This is a genomic window from Streptomyces flaveolus, from assembly GCF_000716535.1.
In the GTDB taxonomy this organism is placed as follows: domain Bacteria; phylum Actinomycetota; class Actinomycetes; order Streptomycetales; family Streptomycetaceae; genus Streptomyces; species Streptomyces flaveolus_A.
In genome coordinates this window covers 174,180-187,705 of sequence record NZ_JNWV01000004.1, presented here as the reverse complement: position 1 = coordinate 187,705, position 13,526 = coordinate 174,180, and the positions used below count along the sequence as shown (strand labels likewise).

26 protein-coding genes are annotated in these 13,526 nt (G+C 66.5%); all 26 read right to left on the bottom strand.

Translation table 11 applies throughout. From position 1 onward, the window contains the following. Window positions 1-32 precede the first annotated feature (32 nt). Window positions 33-437 carry a 30S ribosomal protein S11 gene (gene rpsK / locus OO52_RS04635; RefSeq protein ID WP_003956432.1) on the bottom strand — a complete coding sequence of 135 codons (405 nt, stop codon included), beginning with the start codon at window positions 435-437 and terminating at the stop codon, window positions 33-35. Window positions 438-503: 66 nt separating this feature from the next. Continuing rightward, on the bottom strand, window positions 504-884 hold the full coding sequence (gene rpsM / locus OO52_RS04630; RefSeq protein WP_030641206.1) for a 30S ribosomal protein S13: 381 nt from the start codon (window positions 882-884) through the stop codon (window positions 504-506). A 193-nt stretch (window positions 885-1,077) separates the two neighbouring features. Then, window positions 1,078-1,191 (bottom strand): 50S ribosomal protein L36, encoded by a 114-nt coding sequence (rpmJ, locus tag OO52_RS04625; protein ID WP_003998809.1) that lies wholly within the window; start codon window positions 1,189-1,191, stop codon window positions 1,078-1,080. Window positions 1,192-1,251: 60 nt separating this feature from the next. Beyond that, the gene (infA, locus tag OO52_RS04620; RefSeq protein WP_003948620.1) at window positions 1,252-1,473 is read right to left on the bottom strand and encodes a translation initiation factor IF-1; all 222 of its coding nucleotides are present in this window, start codon (window positions 1,471-1,473) and stop codon (window positions 1,252-1,254) included. 162 nt (window positions 1,474-1,635) lie between these two features. Then, window positions 1,636-2,472: a type I methionyl aminopeptidase gene (gene map, locus OO52_RS04615; protein WP_030641204.1), complete on the bottom strand. Its 837-nt coding sequence runs from the start codon at window positions 2,470-2,472 to the stop codon at window positions 1,636-1,638. A gap of 102 nt (window positions 2,473-2,574) precedes the next feature. Continuing rightward, window positions 2,575-3,237, bottom strand: a complete 663-nt coding sequence (locus tag OO52_RS04610) for an adenylate kinase (protein ID WP_030641202.1) — start codon at window positions 3,235-3,237, stop codon at window positions 2,575-2,577. Then, window positions 3,237-4,550, bottom strand: a complete 1,314-nt coding sequence (gene secY, locus OO52_RS04605) for a preprotein translocase subunit SecY (protein WP_030641200.1) — start codon at window positions 4,548-4,550, stop codon at window positions 3,237-3,239. Before secY ends, OO52_RS04610 begins: the two co-directional genes overlap by 1 nt. A gap of 188 nt (window positions 4,551-4,738) precedes the next feature. Beyond that, on the bottom strand, window positions 4,739-5,194 hold the full coding sequence (rplO, locus tag OO52_RS04600; RefSeq protein WP_014674382.1) for a 50S ribosomal protein L15: 456 nt from the start codon (window positions 5,192-5,194) through the stop codon (window positions 4,739-4,741). A 2-nt stretch (window positions 5,195-5,196) separates the two neighbouring features. Further along, on the bottom strand, window positions 5,197-5,379 hold the full coding sequence (gene rpmD, locus OO52_RS04595; RefSeq protein WP_003998814.1) for a 50S ribosomal protein L30: 183 nt from the start codon (window positions 5,377-5,379) through the stop codon (window positions 5,197-5,199). Between the two features lie 2 nt (window positions 5,380-5,381). Then, window positions 5,382-5,987, bottom strand: coding sequence for a 30S ribosomal protein S5 (gene rpsE / locus OO52_RS04590; protein ID WP_019753099.1), 606 nt, complete (start codon window positions 5,985-5,987; stop codon window positions 5,382-5,384). A 36-nt stretch (window positions 5,988-6,023) separates the two neighbouring features. Beyond that, window positions 6,024-6,407 (bottom strand): 50S ribosomal protein L18, encoded by a 384-nt coding sequence (rplR, locus tag OO52_RS04585; RefSeq protein WP_030641198.1) that lies wholly within the window; start codon window positions 6,405-6,407, stop codon window positions 6,024-6,026. A 3-nt stretch (window positions 6,408-6,410) separates the two neighbouring features. Continuing rightward, complete coding sequence (gene rplF / locus OO52_RS04580; protein ID WP_030641195.1) at window positions 6,411-6,950, bottom strand: 50S ribosomal protein L6; 540 nt, start codon at window positions 6,948-6,950, stop codon at window positions 6,411-6,413. A gap of 24 nt (window positions 6,951-6,974) precedes the next feature. After that, window positions 6,975-7,373, bottom strand: a complete 399-nt coding sequence (rpsH, locus tag OO52_RS04575) for a 30S ribosomal protein S8 (protein WP_014674378.1) — start codon at window positions 7,371-7,373, stop codon at window positions 6,975-6,977. A gap of 211 nt (window positions 7,374-7,584) precedes the next feature. After that, window positions 7,585-7,770, bottom strand: a complete 186-nt coding sequence (locus OO52_RS04570) for a type Z 30S ribosomal protein S14 (RefSeq protein WP_003948630.1) — start codon at window positions 7,768-7,770, stop codon at window positions 7,585-7,587. A 5-nt stretch (window positions 7,771-7,775) separates the two neighbouring features. Further along, window positions 7,776-8,333, bottom strand: coding sequence for a 50S ribosomal protein L5 (gene rplE, locus OO52_RS04565; RefSeq protein WP_030345436.1), 558 nt, complete (start codon window positions 8,331-8,333; stop codon window positions 7,776-7,778). Continuing rightward, window positions 8,333-8,656 carry a 50S ribosomal protein L24 gene (gene rplX / locus OO52_RS04560; RefSeq protein WP_014674376.1) on the bottom strand — a complete coding sequence of 108 codons (324 nt, stop codon included), beginning with the start codon at window positions 8,654-8,656 and terminating at the stop codon, window positions 8,333-8,335. The genes rplE and rplX overlap by 1 nt, the downstream gene beginning before the upstream one ends. A 2-nt stretch (window positions 8,657-8,658) precedes the next feature. After that, on the bottom strand, window positions 8,659-9,027 hold the full coding sequence (rplN, locus tag OO52_RS04555) for a 50S ribosomal protein L14 (RefSeq protein ID WP_003998823.1): 369 nt from the start codon (window positions 9,025-9,027) through the stop codon (window positions 8,659-8,661). A 104-nt stretch (window positions 9,028-9,131) separates the two neighbouring features. Beyond that, window positions 9,132-9,419, bottom strand: a complete 288-nt coding sequence (gene rpsQ / locus OO52_RS04550) for a 30S ribosomal protein S17 (RefSeq protein ID WP_030641193.1) — start codon at window positions 9,417-9,419, stop codon at window positions 9,132-9,134. Beyond that, a complete protein-coding gene (gene rpmC, locus OO52_RS04545) occupies window positions 9,419-9,643 on the bottom strand; it encodes a 50S ribosomal protein L29 (RefSeq protein ID WP_003974259.1) in 225 nt (74 codons plus the stop codon). The genes rpsQ and rpmC overlap by 1 nt, the downstream gene beginning before the upstream one ends. Further along, window positions 9,643-10,062, bottom strand: coding sequence for a 50S ribosomal protein L16 (rplP, locus tag OO52_RS04540; protein WP_009190136.1), 420 nt, complete (start codon window positions 10,060-10,062; stop codon window positions 9,643-9,645). Before rplP ends, rpmC begins: the two co-directional genes overlap by 1 nt. A gap of 5 nt (window positions 10,063-10,067) precedes the next feature. After that, a complete protein-coding gene (gene rpsC / locus OO52_RS04535) occupies window positions 10,068-10,889 on the bottom strand; it encodes a 30S ribosomal protein S3 (protein ID WP_014674374.1) in 822 nt (273 codons plus the stop codon). Continuing rightward, a complete protein-coding gene (gene rplV / locus OO52_RS04530) occupies window positions 10,889-11,236 on the bottom strand; it encodes a 50S ribosomal protein L22 (RefSeq protein ID WP_006130776.1) in 348 nt (115 codons plus the stop codon). The genes rpsC and rplV overlap by 1 nt, the downstream gene beginning before the upstream one ends. Window positions 11,237-11,279: 43 nt before the next feature. Further along, a complete protein-coding gene (rpsS, locus tag OO52_RS04525) occupies window positions 11,280-11,561 on the bottom strand; it encodes a 30S ribosomal protein S19 (protein ID WP_030641188.1) in 282 nt (93 codons plus the stop codon). 12 nt (window positions 11,562-11,573) lie between these two features. Continuing rightward, window positions 11,574-12,410 (bottom strand): 50S ribosomal protein L2, encoded by an 837-nt coding sequence (gene rplB, locus OO52_RS04520; RefSeq protein ID WP_018543909.1) that lies wholly within the window; start codon window positions 12,408-12,410, stop codon window positions 11,574-11,576. A gap of 38 nt (window positions 12,411-12,448) precedes the next feature. Continuing rightward, window positions 12,449-12,868, bottom strand: a complete 420-nt coding sequence (gene rplW, locus OO52_RS04515; RefSeq protein WP_030345427.1) for a 50S ribosomal protein L23 — start codon at window positions 12,866-12,868, stop codon at window positions 12,449-12,451. Then, window positions 12,868-13,521 carry a 50S ribosomal protein L4 gene (rplD, locus tag OO52_RS04510; protein ID WP_030641187.1) on the bottom strand — a complete coding sequence of 218 codons (654 nt, stop codon included), beginning with the start codon at window positions 13,519-13,521 and terminating at the stop codon, window positions 12,868-12,870. The genes rplW and rplD overlap by 1 nt, the downstream gene beginning before the upstream one ends. Between the last annotated feature and the right edge of the window lie 5 nt (window positions 13,522-13,526).

Below are 13,526 nucleotides of genomic sequence, written 5' to 3'. Positions count from 1 at the left end.
CGTACCGCCCGCGACCAGCGACCTGCGAAGCGTCAGACGCGACGACGCTTCGGCGGGCGGCAGCCGTTGTGCGGGGTCGGGGTGACGTCCTGGATGGAGCCGACCTCGAGGCCCGTGGCCTGCAGGGAGCGGATCGCGGTCTCACGACCGGAACCCGGGCCCTTGACGAACACGTCGACCTTGCGCATGCCGTGCTCCTGGGCGCGGCGGGCGGCCGACTCGGCGGCCATCTGCGCGGCGAACGGCGTGGACTTCCGGGAGCCCTTGAAGCCGACGTGGCCGGCGGAGGCCCAGGAGATCACGTTGCCGGACGGGTCCGTGATCGAGACGATCGTGTTGTTGAACGTGCTCTTGATGTGCGCGTGGCCGTGAGCGACGTTCTTCTTTTCCTTGCGGCGCACCTTCTTGGCAGCGCCCTGACGTCCCTTGGGGGGCATCTACAAACTCCTAGAGGGAGGTGGTCGGTCCTACAGCGAAGACCGTGGACAGGTGTCCGCTGCGGACTACTTCTTGCCCGGCTTCTTCTTGCCGGCGATGGCGCGACGCGGGCCCTTGCGGGTGCGGGCGTTGGTGCTGGTGCGCTGACCGCGGACGGGCAGACCGCGACGGTGACGGAGACCCTGGTAAGTGCCGATCTCGACCTTGCGGCGGATGTCGGCCTGGATCTCGCGACGGAGGTCACCCTCGGTCTTGATGTTGTTGTCGACGTACTCGCGGATCGCGACCAGCTGCTCTTCGGTCAGGTCACGAACGCGGGTGTTCGGGTCGACGCCGGTCGCAGCCAGCGTCTCCTTCGAGAGGGTCCGGCCGATGCCGAACACGTAGGTGAGGGCGATCTCCACGCGCTTGTCGCGCGGGATGTCGACACCGGAAACGCGTGCCATTCAATGGCTCCTGGTGAATCTTCGGAGGTCTTCCACAGAACCGGCTCCCGGCCGCCGTACTAGGTACGAACCGGGTCCCCGGCCTCCGAACCGGGGGTGTCGAGCTGGTTGGCTCGGGCTCTGCGTATGAACATATTCAGCTCGCGTCGCGCGAAAACTCTGCGATAGAGGTGCAGAGGGTGATGGTCGTGCGTCAGCCCTGGCGCTGCTTGTGGCGCGGGTTCTCGCAGATGACCATGACCCGGCCGTGACGGCGGATCACCCTGCACTTGTCGCAGATCTTCTTGACGCTCGGCTTGACCTTCATGGGGTGAGGTTCTCCGGGTCAGTGCCATCGCACCGGGCGGGCCCGGGGCGCGGGCAAGATCTACTTGTACCGGTAGACGATCCGGCCACGCGTCAGGTCGTACGGAGACAGCTCCACCACGACCCGGTCGTCAGGGAGGATGCGGATGTAGTGCATACGCATCTTGCCGCTGATGTGTGCCAGGACCTGGTGGCCGTTCTGGAGCTCGACCTTGAACATGGCGTTCGGCAGAGACTCGACGACAGTGCCCTCGATCTCGATGGCACCTTGCTTCTTGGCCACGCTTCGCCCTTCGAATCGACTACCTTGATCGACTCTCAGGCGATCCCTGGGATCCCCTGGCGGGAGCATGCGGACATGCGGGTGCACGAGAGCCGACGAGTCAGTCTACGTCGGCGCACCCGGAAAGGCGAATCGAGGAAGTCTGCCCCATGCGGGTGATCCCTATGCGAGCGGGTCGGGAGCAGCCGTGACGCCGTACTCGGCGAGCTTCGCCCTGCCGCCGTCGGGGGCCGTCAGGACCAGGGGGCCCTGGTCGGTGAGGGCGACGGAGTGCTCCCAGTGGGAGGACCAGGTGCCGTCGGTGGTGATCACCGTCCAGTCGTCCGACAGGACCTCGGTGCGCGGGGTGCCCAGCGACACCATCGGCTCGATCGCGAGGCAGAAGCCCGGGACCAGCTTGGGGCCCTTGCCGCGCCGGCGGTCGACGTAGTTCAGCAGGTGCGGGTCCATGTGCATCTCGGTGCCGATGCCGTGGCCGCCGTAGTCCTCGATGATCCCGTACCGGCCGCCGCCCGGCTTGGGCTGGCGGCGGATGTACGTCTCGATCGCCCGGGAGATGTCGACCAGGCGGTTGCCCTGCTTCATGGCCGCGATACCGGCCCACATCGACTCTTCCGTCACCCGGGACAGCTCGATCAGCTCCGGGGCGTGACCGGAGCCCACGAACGCGGTGTAGGCCGCGTCGCCGTGCCAGCCGTCGACGATCGCGCCGCAGTCGATGGAGATGATGTCGCCGTCCTTGAGGACGACGTCGTCGGAGGGGATGCCGTGGACGACCACGTCGTTCACCGAGGTGCAGATGGTCGCGGGGAAGCCGCCGTAGCCGAGGAAGTTCGACTTGGCGCCGTGCTCGGCGAGGACCTTGCGGGCGACCTCGTCCAGGTCCCTGGTGCTGGCGCCCGGCACCGCGGCCTCGCGCGTGGCCGCGTGGATGGCGGCTACGACCAGGCCCGCCGCCCGCATCTTCGCGATCTGCTCGGGGGTCTTGATCTGCACCATGAGGGGCCTGCGCTCTCCGTCACTCACATCGACTGGGGATACCTGTACAACAGTACGGCCGCGGCGCCCCGGGCAGGGCACCGCGGCCGGAAGGGCCGGGAGCTACTTGTCGGCCTTCTCGCGCTTGAGGGCCTCCAGCGCCCGCCGCGTGATCTCGTCGACCGGGCCCAGGGAGGAGATCGTCACGACCAGGCCCTGCGCCTTGTAGTAGTCGATGATCGGCTCGGTCTGCGTGTGGTAGACCTCCAGCCGCTTGCGGACGGTCTCCTCGGAGTCGTCGTCGCGCTGGTACAGCTCGCCGCCGCAGACGTCGCAGACGCCCTCCTGCTTCGGTGGGCTGTAGGTCACGTGGAAGACGTGGGAGGAGTCGTTCCGGCAGATGCGCCGGCCCGCGATGCGCTTGACGACCTCGTCCTCGGGGACCTCCAGGTCCAGGACGGCGTCCAGCGTGATGCCCTCGGTCTGCAGCAGCTCGTCCAGCGCCTCCGCCTGCGAGACGTTCCGCGGGAAGCCGTCCAGCAGGAAGCCGTTCTCCGCGTCCGGCTGCTCCATGCGGTCCTTGGCCATCGCGATCGTCACCTCGTCGGGAACGAGGTTGCCGGCGTCCATGTAGGACTTCGCGAGCTTGCCCAGCTCCGTCTGCCGACTGATGTTGGCCCGGAACAGGTCGCCCGTGGAGATGTGCGGGACGGCCAGCGTCTCAGCGAGCCGGACGGCCTGCGTTCCCTTACCGGCACCCGGCGGCCCGACGAGGACGATACGCATCAGCGGAGGAACCCTTCGTAATTGCGCTGCTGGAGCTGGCTCTCGATCTGCTTCACCGTCTCGAGACCGACACCCACGATGATCAGGATGCTGGTCCCGCCGAAGGGGAAGTTCTGGCTTGCTCCGAAGCCCACCAACGCCAGTGTCGGTACGAGAGCGATCAGACCCAGATACAGCGAACCCGGCCAGGTGATCCGGTTGAGCACGTAGCTCAGGTACTCAGCGGTCGGTCGGCCAGCCCGGATGCCCGGGATGAAGCCACCATACTTCTTCATGTTGTCGGCTACTTCCTCGGGGTTGAAGGAGATCGCCACATAGAAGAACGCGAAGAAAACGATGAGCAAGAAGTACGTAGTGATGTAAATCGGGTGGTCGCCCTTGGTGAGGTTCTGCTCGATCCAGGTCTTCCAGCCCGACTTGCCCCCCGCGAACTGCGCCACCAGCGCCGGGATGTAGAGCAGCGAGGAGGCGAAGATGACGGGAATCACACCCGCCTGGTTCACCTTGAGCGGGATGTAGGTGGACGTGCCGCCGTAGGAACGGCGTCCGATCATGCGCTTCGCGTACTGCACCGGGATGCGGCGCTGAGCCTGCTCGACGAAGACGACGAGCCCGACCATGACCAGGCCCACCGCGATGACGGTGGCGAACTCGATCCAGCCGCCGGCCAGGGTGCCCTGCTTCTTGATGGCCCACAGCGCGGACGGGAAGGTCGCGGCGATCGAGATGAACATCAGGATCGACATGCCGTTGCCGATGCCGCGGTCGGTGACCAGCTCGCCGAGCCACATCACGACGGCCGTACCCGCGGTCATGCAGATGACCATGGTGATCGTGGTGAAGATCGCCTGGTCCGGGACGATGCTCGTGGCGACCGAGCAGCCGCTGAAGAGCGCGCCGCTGCGGGCGGTGGCGACCAGGCCGGTGCCCTGGAGGATGGCGAGCGCCACGGTGAGGTAGCGGGTGTACTGCGTGATCTTCGCCGTGCCGGCCTGGCCCTCCTTCTTCAGGGCCTCCAGGCGCGGGATGACCACGGTCAGCAGCTGAAGGATGATGCTGGCCGTGATGTACGGCATGATGCCGAGCGCGAAGACCGTGATCTGCAGTAGCGCACCGCCACTGAACATGTTCACGAGGCCGAACAGGCCCTGGTTGCCCTGGGCCTCGTTCACACAGGTCTGGACTGCCTTGTAGTTCACGCCGGGGATCGGGATGTGGGTACCGACCCGGTAGACCACGATGATGCCCAGCGTGAAGAGCAGCTTCTTGCGCAGGTCGGGCGTCCTGAACGCCCGGGCGAACGCGGTGAGCACGGTGCCTCCTGCGACCCCCGCGCAACTGCGTCAAGGGTGACGGTCTGAGTTCGACGAATACGAAAAAGAACAGTGCAGGCCACCTTACCGGCGACACTGCCCCCCTAGGAACGACCAACCGGGGATACCTCATTGTGAGGTATCCCCGGTCGGGACCGTTTACGTCATCGAGGCGTCGTCCGAAGGACTCAGACGAGCTCGGTGACCGTGCCGCCGGCGGCGGTGATCTTCTCCTTGGCGGAGCCGGAGACGGCGTCGACCGTCACCTGCAGCGCCACGGAGATCTCGCCCTGGCCGAGGACCTTGACGAGGCTGTTCTTGCGAACGGCACCCTTGGCCACCAGACCCTCGACCGTGACCTCGCCACCCTCGGGGTAGAGCGCGGCCAGCTTGTCGAGGTTCACGACCTGGTACTCGGTCTTGAACGGGTTCTTGAAGCCCTTCAGCTTCGGGAGGCGCATGTGCAGCGGCATCTGGCCGCCCTCGAAGCGCTCCGGAACCTGGTAGCGGGCCTTGGTGCCCTTGGTACCACGACCGGCCGTCTTACCCTTCGACGCCTCACCACGACCGACACGGGTCTTGGCGGTCTTGGCGCCCGGGGCGGGACGGAGGTTGTGGATCTTCAGCGGGTTCTGCTCCGCCATGATCAGTCGACCTCCTCGACCGTCACGAGGTGGCGGACGGTGTGCACCATTCCGCGGAACTCGGGGCGGTCCTCCTTGACGACCACGGTGTTGATCCCCTTGAGACCAAGCGACCGCAGGGTGTCACGGTGGTTCTGCTTGCTGCCGATGTAGGACTTGACCTGCGTGATCTTGAGCTGCGCCATGATTACGCACCCGCCCCGGCACGCGCACGCAGCAGGGCCGCGGGAGCGACGTCCTCGAGCGGCAGACCACGGCGGGCCGCGATCTCCTCGGGACGCTGCAGACCCTTCAGGGCCTCCACGGTCGCGTGCACGATGTTGATCGCGTTGTCGGAGCCGAGCGACTTCGACAGCACGTCGTGGATACCGGCGCACTCCAGCACGGCACGCACCGGACCACCGGCGATAACACCGGTACCGGGGGACGCGGGCTTGAGCAGCACGACGCCGGCAGCCTTCTCACCCTGGATGGGGTGCGGGATGGTGCCCTGGATCCGGGGGACCTTGAAGAAGTGCTTCTTGGCCTCCTCAACGCCCTTGGCGATGGCGGCCGGCACCTCCTTGGCCTTGCCGTATCCGACACCCACGGTGCCGTCACCGTCGCCCACCACGACCAGCGCGGTGAAGCTGAAGCGACGACCACCCTTCACAACCTTGGCGACGCGGTTGATCGCGACGACGCGCTCGACGTACGCGGTCTTCTCGGCGGCAGCAGCGCCGCCGTCACGGCCCTTCCGGTCCCGCCGCTCGCCGCCACCGGCACCGCTTCCGCGGCGCTGGGGTCCAGCCATTGGATTACCTCTCTCTTTCCGCTAGCTACAAGCGGCTCAGAACTTGAGCCCGGCTTCGCGGGCGGCGTCCGCCAGGGCGGCGATGCGCCCGGCGTACTGGTTGCCACCACGGTCGAACACGACGGCCTCGACACCGGCGGCCTTGGCACGCTCGGCGACCAGGGCGCCGACCTGCTTGGCCTGCGCGGACTTGTCGGCCTCGCCGCCACGGATCGACGCGTCCAGGGTGGACGCCGACGCCAGGGTGTGGCCCTTCAGGTCGTCGATCACCTGCGCCACGATGTGGCGGTTGGAGCGGGTCACGACCAGACGGGGGCGCTCCGCCGTACCGGCGATCCGCTTGCGGATCCGGATGTGACGGCGCTTGATCGCGGCGCGCTTGTAGGCGTCGCCCTTGAGGATCTTCTGCCCGTATGCCATGGCTTACTTACCCGCCTTTCCGACCTTGCGGCGGATGACTTCGCCCTCGTACTTGACGCCCTTGGCCTTGTACGGGTCGGGCTTGCGCAGCTTGCGGATGTTGGCCGCAACCTCGCCGACCTTCTGCTTGTCGATGCCCTCGACCGAGAAACGGGTCGGGGACTCCACCTTGAAGGTGATGCCCTCGGGGGCCTCGACGACGATCGGGTGGCTGTAACCGAGAGCGAACTCCAGGTTCGAACCCTTGGCGGTCACTCGGTAACCGACACCGCTGATCTCGAGCTTCTTCACGTAACCCTGGGTCACGCCGGTGATCATGTTCGCCACCAGCGTGCGGGAGAGGCCGTGCAGGGCCTTGCTCTGACGCTCGTCGTTCGGGCGCAGCACCTGAAGGGTGCCGTCCTCGCCCTTAGCGATGTCGATCGGCGCGGCAACGGTGTGGGTCAGCGAGCCCTTGGGGCCCTTGACCGAGACCGTGCGGCCGTCGATGGTGACGTCCACGCCGGCGGGAACCGCGATGGGGAGCTTGCCGATGCGCGACATAGCTGTTTCCTCCGTTCCCTTCTGCTACCAGACGTAGGCGAGGACTTCCCCACCCACGCCCTTCTTGCCGGCCTGCTTGTCGGTGAGGAGCCCGTGCGACGTGGAGATGATCGCCACGCCGAGGCCGCCGAGCACCTTCGGCAGGTTGGTGGACTTCGCGTACACCCGGAGACCGGGCTTGGAGATCCGCTTGATGCCCGCGATGGAGCGCTCACGGTTGGGGCCGAACTTCAGCTCCAGGACGAGGTTCTTGCCGACCTCGGCGTCCTCGACCTTCCAGCCCGTGATGAAGCCCTCCTGCTGGAGGATCTCCGCGATGTGAGACTTGATCTTGGAGTGCGGCATCGACACCGAGTCGTGGTACGCCGAGTTCGCGTTCCGCAGACGCGTCAGCATGTCTGCGATCGGATCAGTCATGGTCATGAATTGGCCTGTGGCCTTTCTCGCCGGGGTTTCCTATATGCGCCATCCCTCTCCCCATACATGGACGGGACGGGTGCGGTGCGGGGACCTACGGCGTAGTAAGTCGTTCAGGGCGGCAGAGGCCCAACCCTCCTAGCCTAAGCCATGAGGGCAGGCGCCCCTGCCGTCCCGGTTGCTTACCGAGAGGTCCAGGAATCCCTAAAAGTGGGGATTACCAGGAGCTCTTGGTCACGCCCGGCAGCTCGCCACGGTGAGCCATCTCACGAAGGCACACGCGGCACAGGCCGAACTTGCGGTACACGGAGTGGGGACGGCCGCAGCGCTGGCAGCGGGTGTAGCCACGCACACCGAACTTGGGCTTGCGAGCAGCCTTCGCGATGAGAGCCTTCTTCGCCATCTCGCTCACGCCTCCTTGAACGGGAAGCCGAGGTGACGGAGAAGGGCACGGCCCTCTTCGTCGTTGGTCGCCGTGGTCACCACGGTGATGTCCATACCCCGGACGCGGTCGATCTTGTCCTGGTCGATCTCGTGGAACATGACCTGCTCCGTGAGACCGAAGGTGTAGTTGCCACGGCCGTCGAACTGCTTGGGGGACAGGCCGCGGAAGTCGCGGATGCGCGGCAGCGCGAGCGACAGGGTGCGGTCCAGGAACTCCCACATGCGGTCGCCACGGAGCGTGACGTGGGCACCGATCGGCTGGCCCTCACGCAGCTTGAACTGCGCGATGGACTTGCGGGCCTTGGTGACGGCCGGCTTCTGACCGGTGATCGTGGTGAGGTCGCGGATGGCGCCCTCGATCAGCTTGGAGTCGCGGGCGGCGTCGCCCACACCCATGTTGACCACGATCTTGACGAGGCCCGGGACCTGCATGACGTTCTCGTACTTGAACTCGTCACGCAGCTTGCCCGCGATCTCCTCGCGGTACTTCTGCTTCAGACGCGGAGTGGTGGTGGTAGCCATCAGATGTCCTCACCCGTCCGCTTGGCAACGCGGATCTTGTTGCCCTCTTCGTCGAAGCGGTAGCCGACACGCGTGACGACCTTCTGGCCGTCCTTCTCCACGACCAGCTGAACGTTGGACACGTGGATCGGGGCCTCGGTGGTCACGATGCCGCCGGCCTGCGAACCGCTGGCGGTCGGACCGGCCTTGGTGTGCTTCTTGACCCGGTTGACACCCTCGACCAGGACACGCTCCTCGCGCGGGTAAGCGGCAATGACCTTGCCCTGCTTGCCCTTGTCCTTGCCGGTGATGACCTGGACCAGGTCGCCCTTCTTGATCTTCATGCTTACAGCACCTCCGGAGCCAGCGAGATGATCTTCATGAACTTCTTCTCGCGCAGCTCACGCCCGACCGGGCCGAAGATGCGGGTGCCGCGAGGGTCGCCGTCGTTCTTCAGAATGACAGCGGCGTTCTCGTCGAAGCGGATGTACGAGCCGTCCGGACGGCGGCGCTCCTTGACGGTGCGAACGATGACCGCCTTGACGACGTCACCCTTCTTCACGTTGCCACCGGGGATCGCGTCCTTGACGGTGGCGACGATGACGTCACCGATGCCCGCGTAGCGGCGACCGGAGCCACCGAGCACACGGATGCAAAGGATCTCCTTCGCACCAGTGTTGTCGGCGACACGCAGTCGCGACTCCTGCTGGATCACGTCTATCTCCTGATCGTCTGCCGGTTCCCGGCAGGGGCTGCCCTTTCAGGGGGAGCCCCTGCCGAGCCTGGCGGAACTGACCTGCGGGGTCTGCCCCGCAGGAATTACTTGGCCTTCTCGAGGATCTCGACGACGCGCCAGCGCTTCGTCGCGGACAGCGGCCGGGTCTCCATGAGGAGGACGCGGTCGCCGACACCCGCAGCGTTCTGCTCGTCGTGGGCCTTGAGCTTGTTCGTACGGCGGATGACCTTGCCGTACAGCGCGTGCTTCACACGGTCCTCGACGGCGACGACGACGGTCTTGTCCATCTTGTCGCTGACGACCAGACCCTCACGGGTCTTGCGGAAGCCTCGGGCTTCGGTGTTCTGCTCAGTCACGTTGCTCTCGCTCATCAGGCGCTCTCCACCGTCTCGATGCCCAGCTCGCGCTCACGCATCAGGGTGTAGATCCGCGCGATGTCCTTGCGGACGGCCTTCAGCCGACCGTGGTTCTCGAGCTGACCCGTCGCCGCCTGGAAGCGGAGGTTGAACAGCTCTTCCTTGGCCTCGCGGAGCTTCGCCAGAAGCTCCTCGTTGCCCAGCTCGCGCAGCTCGGACGCCTTGGTACCGGCCGACATCACGCTTCACCTGCCTCGCGCTTGACGATCCGGCACTTCATCGGCAGCTTGTGGGCCGCACGCGTCAGCGCCTCACGGGCGATCTTCTCGTTGGGGTACGACAGCTCGAACATCACACGTCCGGGCTTGACGTTGGCGATCCACCACTCCGGAGAACCCTTACCGGAACCCATGCGGGTCTCGGCCGGCTTCTTGGTGAGGGGACGGTCCGGGTAGATGTTGATCCAGACCTTGCCGCCACGCTTGATGTGGCGGGTCATCGCGATACGAGCCGCCTCGATCTGGCGGTTCGTCACGTAGGCCGGGGTCAGCGCCTGGATGCCGTACTCGCCGAACGCAACCTGCGTTCCACCCTTGGACATACCGTTGCGCTTCGGGTGGTGCTGCTTGCGGTGCTTGACCCTACGGGGGATCAGCATGACGGTCAGGCCTCCGTTCCGGTGCTCTCAGCCGGAGCGGCGGCGGGAGCCTCGGCCTTGGGGGCCTCGGCACCGGCAGCCTGCTGCGGCTTGCGACCGCGCCGCTCGCCACCGCGGCCACCACGGGCCGGGCGGTCGGCGCCACCGCGGGCCGGGCGGTTACCCGCACGGGCGGCAGCGTTCTCGGCGCGGACCTCGGCGATGTTCTTGACGTCGCCCTTGTAGATCCAGACCTTCACACCGATGCGGCCGAAGGTCGTCTTGGCCTCGAAGAAGCCGTAGTCCACGTTCGCACGGAGCGTGTGCAGGGGCACGCGGCCCTCGCGGTAGAACTCCGAGCGGGACATCTCGGCGCCGCCGAGGCGGCCACCGCACTGGATCTTGATGCCCTTGGCGCCGGCCTTCATGGCGGACTGCATGCTCTTGCGCATGGCCCGACGGAAGGAGACGCGGGAGGAGAGCTGCTCGGCGACGGCCTGGGCCACGAGCTGAGCGTCGGTCTCGGGGTTCTTGACCTCGAGGATGTTCAGCTGGACCTGCTTGCCCGTGAGCTTCTCGAGGTCACCGCGGATGCGGTCGGCCTCGGCGCCACGGCGGCCGATGACGATGCCCGGACGAGCGGTGTGGATGTCCACACGCACGCGGTCACGGGTGCGCTCGATCTCGACCTTGGAGATGCCGGCGCGCTCCATGCCGGACGTCATCATCCGACGGATGGCGACGTCTTCCTTGACGTAGTCCTTGTACAGCTTGTCGGCGTACCAACGCGACTTGAAGTCGGTCGTGACACCGAGCCGGAACCCGTGCGGGTTTACCTTCTGGCCCATTACCGGGTTCCTTCCTTGCTGCTGACGACCACGGTGATGTGGCTGGTCCGCTTGCGGATCCGGTAGGCACGGCCCTGGGCACGCGGACGGAACCGCTTCAGGGTCGGGCCCTCGTCGACGTAGGCCTCGGAGATGAAGAGGCTGTCGACATCGGTGTGGTCGTAGTTGTGCGCGGCGTTGGCGATGGCGCTGTCCAGCACCTTGCCCACCGGCACCGAGGCGGCCTGCGGAGCGAATCGCAGGACGGCCTGGGCCTCCGTGGCGTCCATGCCACGGATGAGGTCCACCACGCGGCGGGCCTTCATGGGCGTGACGCGGATGTACCGCGCCTGGGCCCTGGCTTCCATGGTTGTCCCTTCAGTTACTTACGTGTCTGAATGCGATCCGCTACTAGCGGCGCTTCGACTTCCGGTCTTCCTTGACGTGGCCCCGGAAGGTGCGCGTCGGCGAGAACTCGCCGAGCTTGTGGCCGACCATCGACTCGGTGACGAACACCGGGATGTGGGTCTTGCCGTTGTGCACCGCGATCGTGTGGCCGAGCATGGCCGGGACGATCATCGAGCGACGGGACCAGGTCTTGATGACGTTCTTGGTGCCGGCTTCGTTCTGCGTGTCCACCTTCTTCATCAGGTGGTCGTCGACGAAGGGCCCCTTCTTCAAGCTACGAGGCATCTCAACCCGTCCTTAGCGCTTCTTGTTCGTCTTGCGGCGGCGGACGATGTACTTGTTCGACGCCTTCTTGGGCGAACGAGTACGGCCTTCCTTCTTGCCCCACGGGGACACAGGGTGGCGACCACCGGAGGTCCGGCCCTCACCACCACCGTGCGGGTGGTCAACCGGGTTCATGACCACACCACGGACGGTCGGGCGAACGCCCAGCCACCGCTTGCGGCCCGCCTTGCCCCAGTTGATGTTGCTCTGCTCGGCGTTGCCGACCTCGCCGACGGTGGCGCGGCAGCGCACGTCGACCAGGCGGATCTCACCGGACGGCATACGCAGGTGGGCGTAGGCGCCCTCCTTCGCGAGCAGCTGCACGGAGGCACCGGCGGAGCGGGCGAACTTGGCACCGCCACCGGGACGGAGCTCGATCGCGTGGATCGTGGTACCGACCGGGATGTTGCGGAGGGCCAGGTTGTTGCCCGGCTTGATGTCGGCCCCGGGACCGTTCTCGACGCGGTCACCCTGCTGCAGGTTGCGCGGGGCGAGGATGTAGCGCTTCTCGCCGTCGGCGTAGTGCAGCAGCGCGATGCGCGCGGTGCGGTTGGGGTCGTACTCGATGTGCGCGACCTTCGCCGGCACGCCGTCCTTGTCGTGACGACGGAAGTCGATCACACGGTAGGCGCGCTTGTGTCCGCCACCCTGGTGGCGAACGGTCACACGACCGGCGTTGTTACGGCCGCCCTTGCTGTGCAGGGGACGGACCAGCGACTTCTCCGGCGTGGACCGCGTGACCTCGACGAAGTCGGCGACGCTGGCGCCACGACGGCCCGGCGTAGTCGGCTTGTACTTGCGGATTCCCATTTCTCAGTCCTCGTCCGATATCGGACGATCCGACCCGCTTACGCGGTCGGACCGCCGAAGATGTCGATACGGTCGCCCTCGGCGAGGGTCACGATCGCGCGCTTGGTGGCCGCACGCTGGCCGAAGCCGGTGCGGGTCCGCTTGCGCTTGCCCTGGCGGTTGATCGTGTTGACCCCGGTGACCTTGACGTCGAAGACCGCCTGAACGGCCTGCTTGATCTGGGTCTTGTTGGCGTTCGGGTCGACGATGAACGTGTACTTGTTCTCGTCGAGGAGCGCGTAGCTCTTCTCGGAGACGACCGGCTTCAGCAGGACGTCACGGGGGTCCGTGTACGACTTGCTCAGCGGGGTCTCGACGGTGTTCTTGCCCTCGGTGGCGTGGCGACGCGCCTTGGCGACGCGCGCGGCCTTGGCGGCCTTGGCGGCCTTCGAGGCGATAGCGGGGTGACGGATGGCCATCAGACCTCGCTCCCTTCGGTGTCGTTGGCCTTCGGGCCGGCGACGAAGGACTCGAAAGCGGCCTGGGTGAAGACCACGTCGTCCGAGACGAGAACGTCGTACGTGTTCAGCTGGCCCGGCTCCAGGATGTGGACCTGGGGCAGGTTGCGGGCGGACAGCCACGCGGCCTCGTCGGCGCGGTCGACGACCAGGAGCAGGTTCTTGCGCTCCGAGATCTTGCCGAACAGCGACTTGGCGGCCTTGGTGCTGGGGGTCTCGCCCTCGACCACGCCGGAGACGACGTGGATGCGGTTGTGACGCGCCCGGTCGGTGAGGGCACCGCGCAGGGCGGCGGCCTTCATCTTCTTCGGGGTGCGCTGCGAGTAGTCACGCGGCACGGGACCGTGCACGACGCCACCACCGGCGAACTGCGGCGCGCGGGTCGAACCCTGACGGGCGCGACCGGTGCCCTTCTGGCGGTACGGCTTCTTGCCACCACCACGGACTTCGCCACGGGTCTTGGTCTTGTGCGTGCCCTGGCGGGCAGCGGCCAGCTGCGCGACGACGACCTGGTGGATCAGCGGAACGCTGACCTTGGCGTCGAAGATCTCCGCGGGGAGCTCGACGGAACCGGCCTTGTCGCCCGCCGGCGAAAGGATGTCAACAGTGCTCATCGGTT

Excerpts from the sequence above, each read along its gene's own strand:
- rpsS (WP_030641188.1), bottom strand. The coding sequence starts at position 11,561 with ATGCCTCGTAGCTTGAAGAAGGGGCCCTTCGTCGACGACCACCTGATG.
- rplD (WP_030641187.1), bottom strand. The coding sequence starts at position 13,521 with ATGAGCACTGTTGACATCCTTTCGCCGGCGGGCGACAAGGCCGGTTCC.
- rplW (WP_030345427.1), bottom strand. The coding sequence starts at position 12,868 with ATGGCCATCCGTCACCCCGCTATCGCCTCGAAGGCCGCCAAGGCCGCC.
- rpsM (WP_030641206.1), bottom strand. The coding sequence starts at position 884 with ATGGCACGCGTTTCCGGTGTCGACATCCCGCGCGACAAGCGCGTGGAG.
- rplF (WP_030641195.1), bottom strand. The coding sequence starts at position 6,950 with ATGTCGCGCATCGGCAAGCTCCCCATCGCGGTTCCCGCCGGCGTGGAC.
- rplE (WP_030345436.1), bottom strand. The coding sequence starts at position 8,333 with ATGGCTACCACCACCACTCCGCGTCTGAAGCAGAAGTACCGCGAGGAG.
- map (WP_030641204.1), bottom strand. The coding sequence starts at position 2,472 with ATGGTGCAGATCAAGACCCCCGAGCAGATCGCGAAGATGCGGGCGGCG.
- rpmD (WP_003998814.1), bottom strand. The coding sequence starts at position 5,379 with ATGGCGCAGCTCAAGATCACGCAGGTCAAGTCCTACATCGGCAGCAAG.
- rpsE (WP_019753099.1), bottom strand. The coding sequence starts at position 5,987 with ATGGCTGGACCCCAGCGCCGCGGAAGCGGTGCCGGTGGCGGCGAGCGG.
- rplO (WP_014674382.1), bottom strand. The coding sequence starts at position 5,194 with ATGGCGGAGCAGAACCCGCTGAAGATCCACAACCTCCGTCCCGCCCCG.
- OO52_RS04570 (WP_003948630.1), bottom strand. The coding sequence starts at position 7,770 with ATGGCGAAGAAGGCTCTCATCGCGAAGGCTGCTCGCAAGCCCAAGTTC.
- rplB (WP_018543909.1), bottom strand. The coding sequence starts at position 12,410 with ATGGGAATCCGCAAGTACAAGCCGACTACGCCGGGCCGTCGTGGCGCC.
- rplX (WP_014674376.1), bottom strand. The coding sequence starts at position 8,656 with ATGAAGATCAAGAAGGGCGACCTGGTCCAGGTCATCACCGGCAAGGAC.
- rpmC (WP_003974259.1), bottom strand. The coding sequence starts at position 9,643 with ATGTCGGCCGGTACCAAGGCGTCCGAGCTGCGCGAGCTGGGCAACGAG.
- rpmJ (WP_003998809.1), bottom strand. The coding sequence starts at position 1,191 with ATGAAGGTCAAGCCGAGCGTCAAGAAGATCTGCGACAAGTGCAGGGTG.
- rpsH (WP_014674378.1), bottom strand. The coding sequence starts at position 7,373 with ATGACCATGACTGATCCGATCGCAGACATGCTGACGCGTCTGCGGAAC.
- rpsC (WP_014674374.1), bottom strand. The coding sequence starts at position 10,889 with ATGGGCCAGAAGGTAAACCCGCACGGGTTCCGGCTCGGTGTCACGACC.
- OO52_RS04610 (WP_030641202.1), bottom strand. The coding sequence starts at position 3,237 with ATGCGTATCGTCCTCGTCGGGCCGCCGGGTGCCGGTAAGGGAACGCAG.
- rpsK (WP_003956432.1), bottom strand. The coding sequence starts at position 437 with ATGCCCCCCAAGGGACGTCAGGGCGCTGCCAAGAAGGTGCGCCGCAAG.
- rplV (WP_006130776.1), bottom strand. The coding sequence starts at position 11,236 with ATGGAAGCCAGGGCCCAGGCGCGGTACATCCGCGTCACGCCCATGAAG.
- rplP (WP_009190136.1), bottom strand. The coding sequence starts at position 10,062 with ATGCTGATCCCCCGTAGGGTCAAGCACCGCAAGCAGCACCACCCGAAG.
- rpsQ (WP_030641193.1), bottom strand. The coding sequence starts at position 9,419 with ATGAGCGAGAGCAACGTGACTGAGCAGAACACCGAAGCCCGAGGCTTC.
- rplR (WP_030641198.1), bottom strand. The coding sequence starts at position 6,407 with ATGGCATACGGGCAGAAGATCCTCAAGGGCGACGCCTACAAGCGCGCC.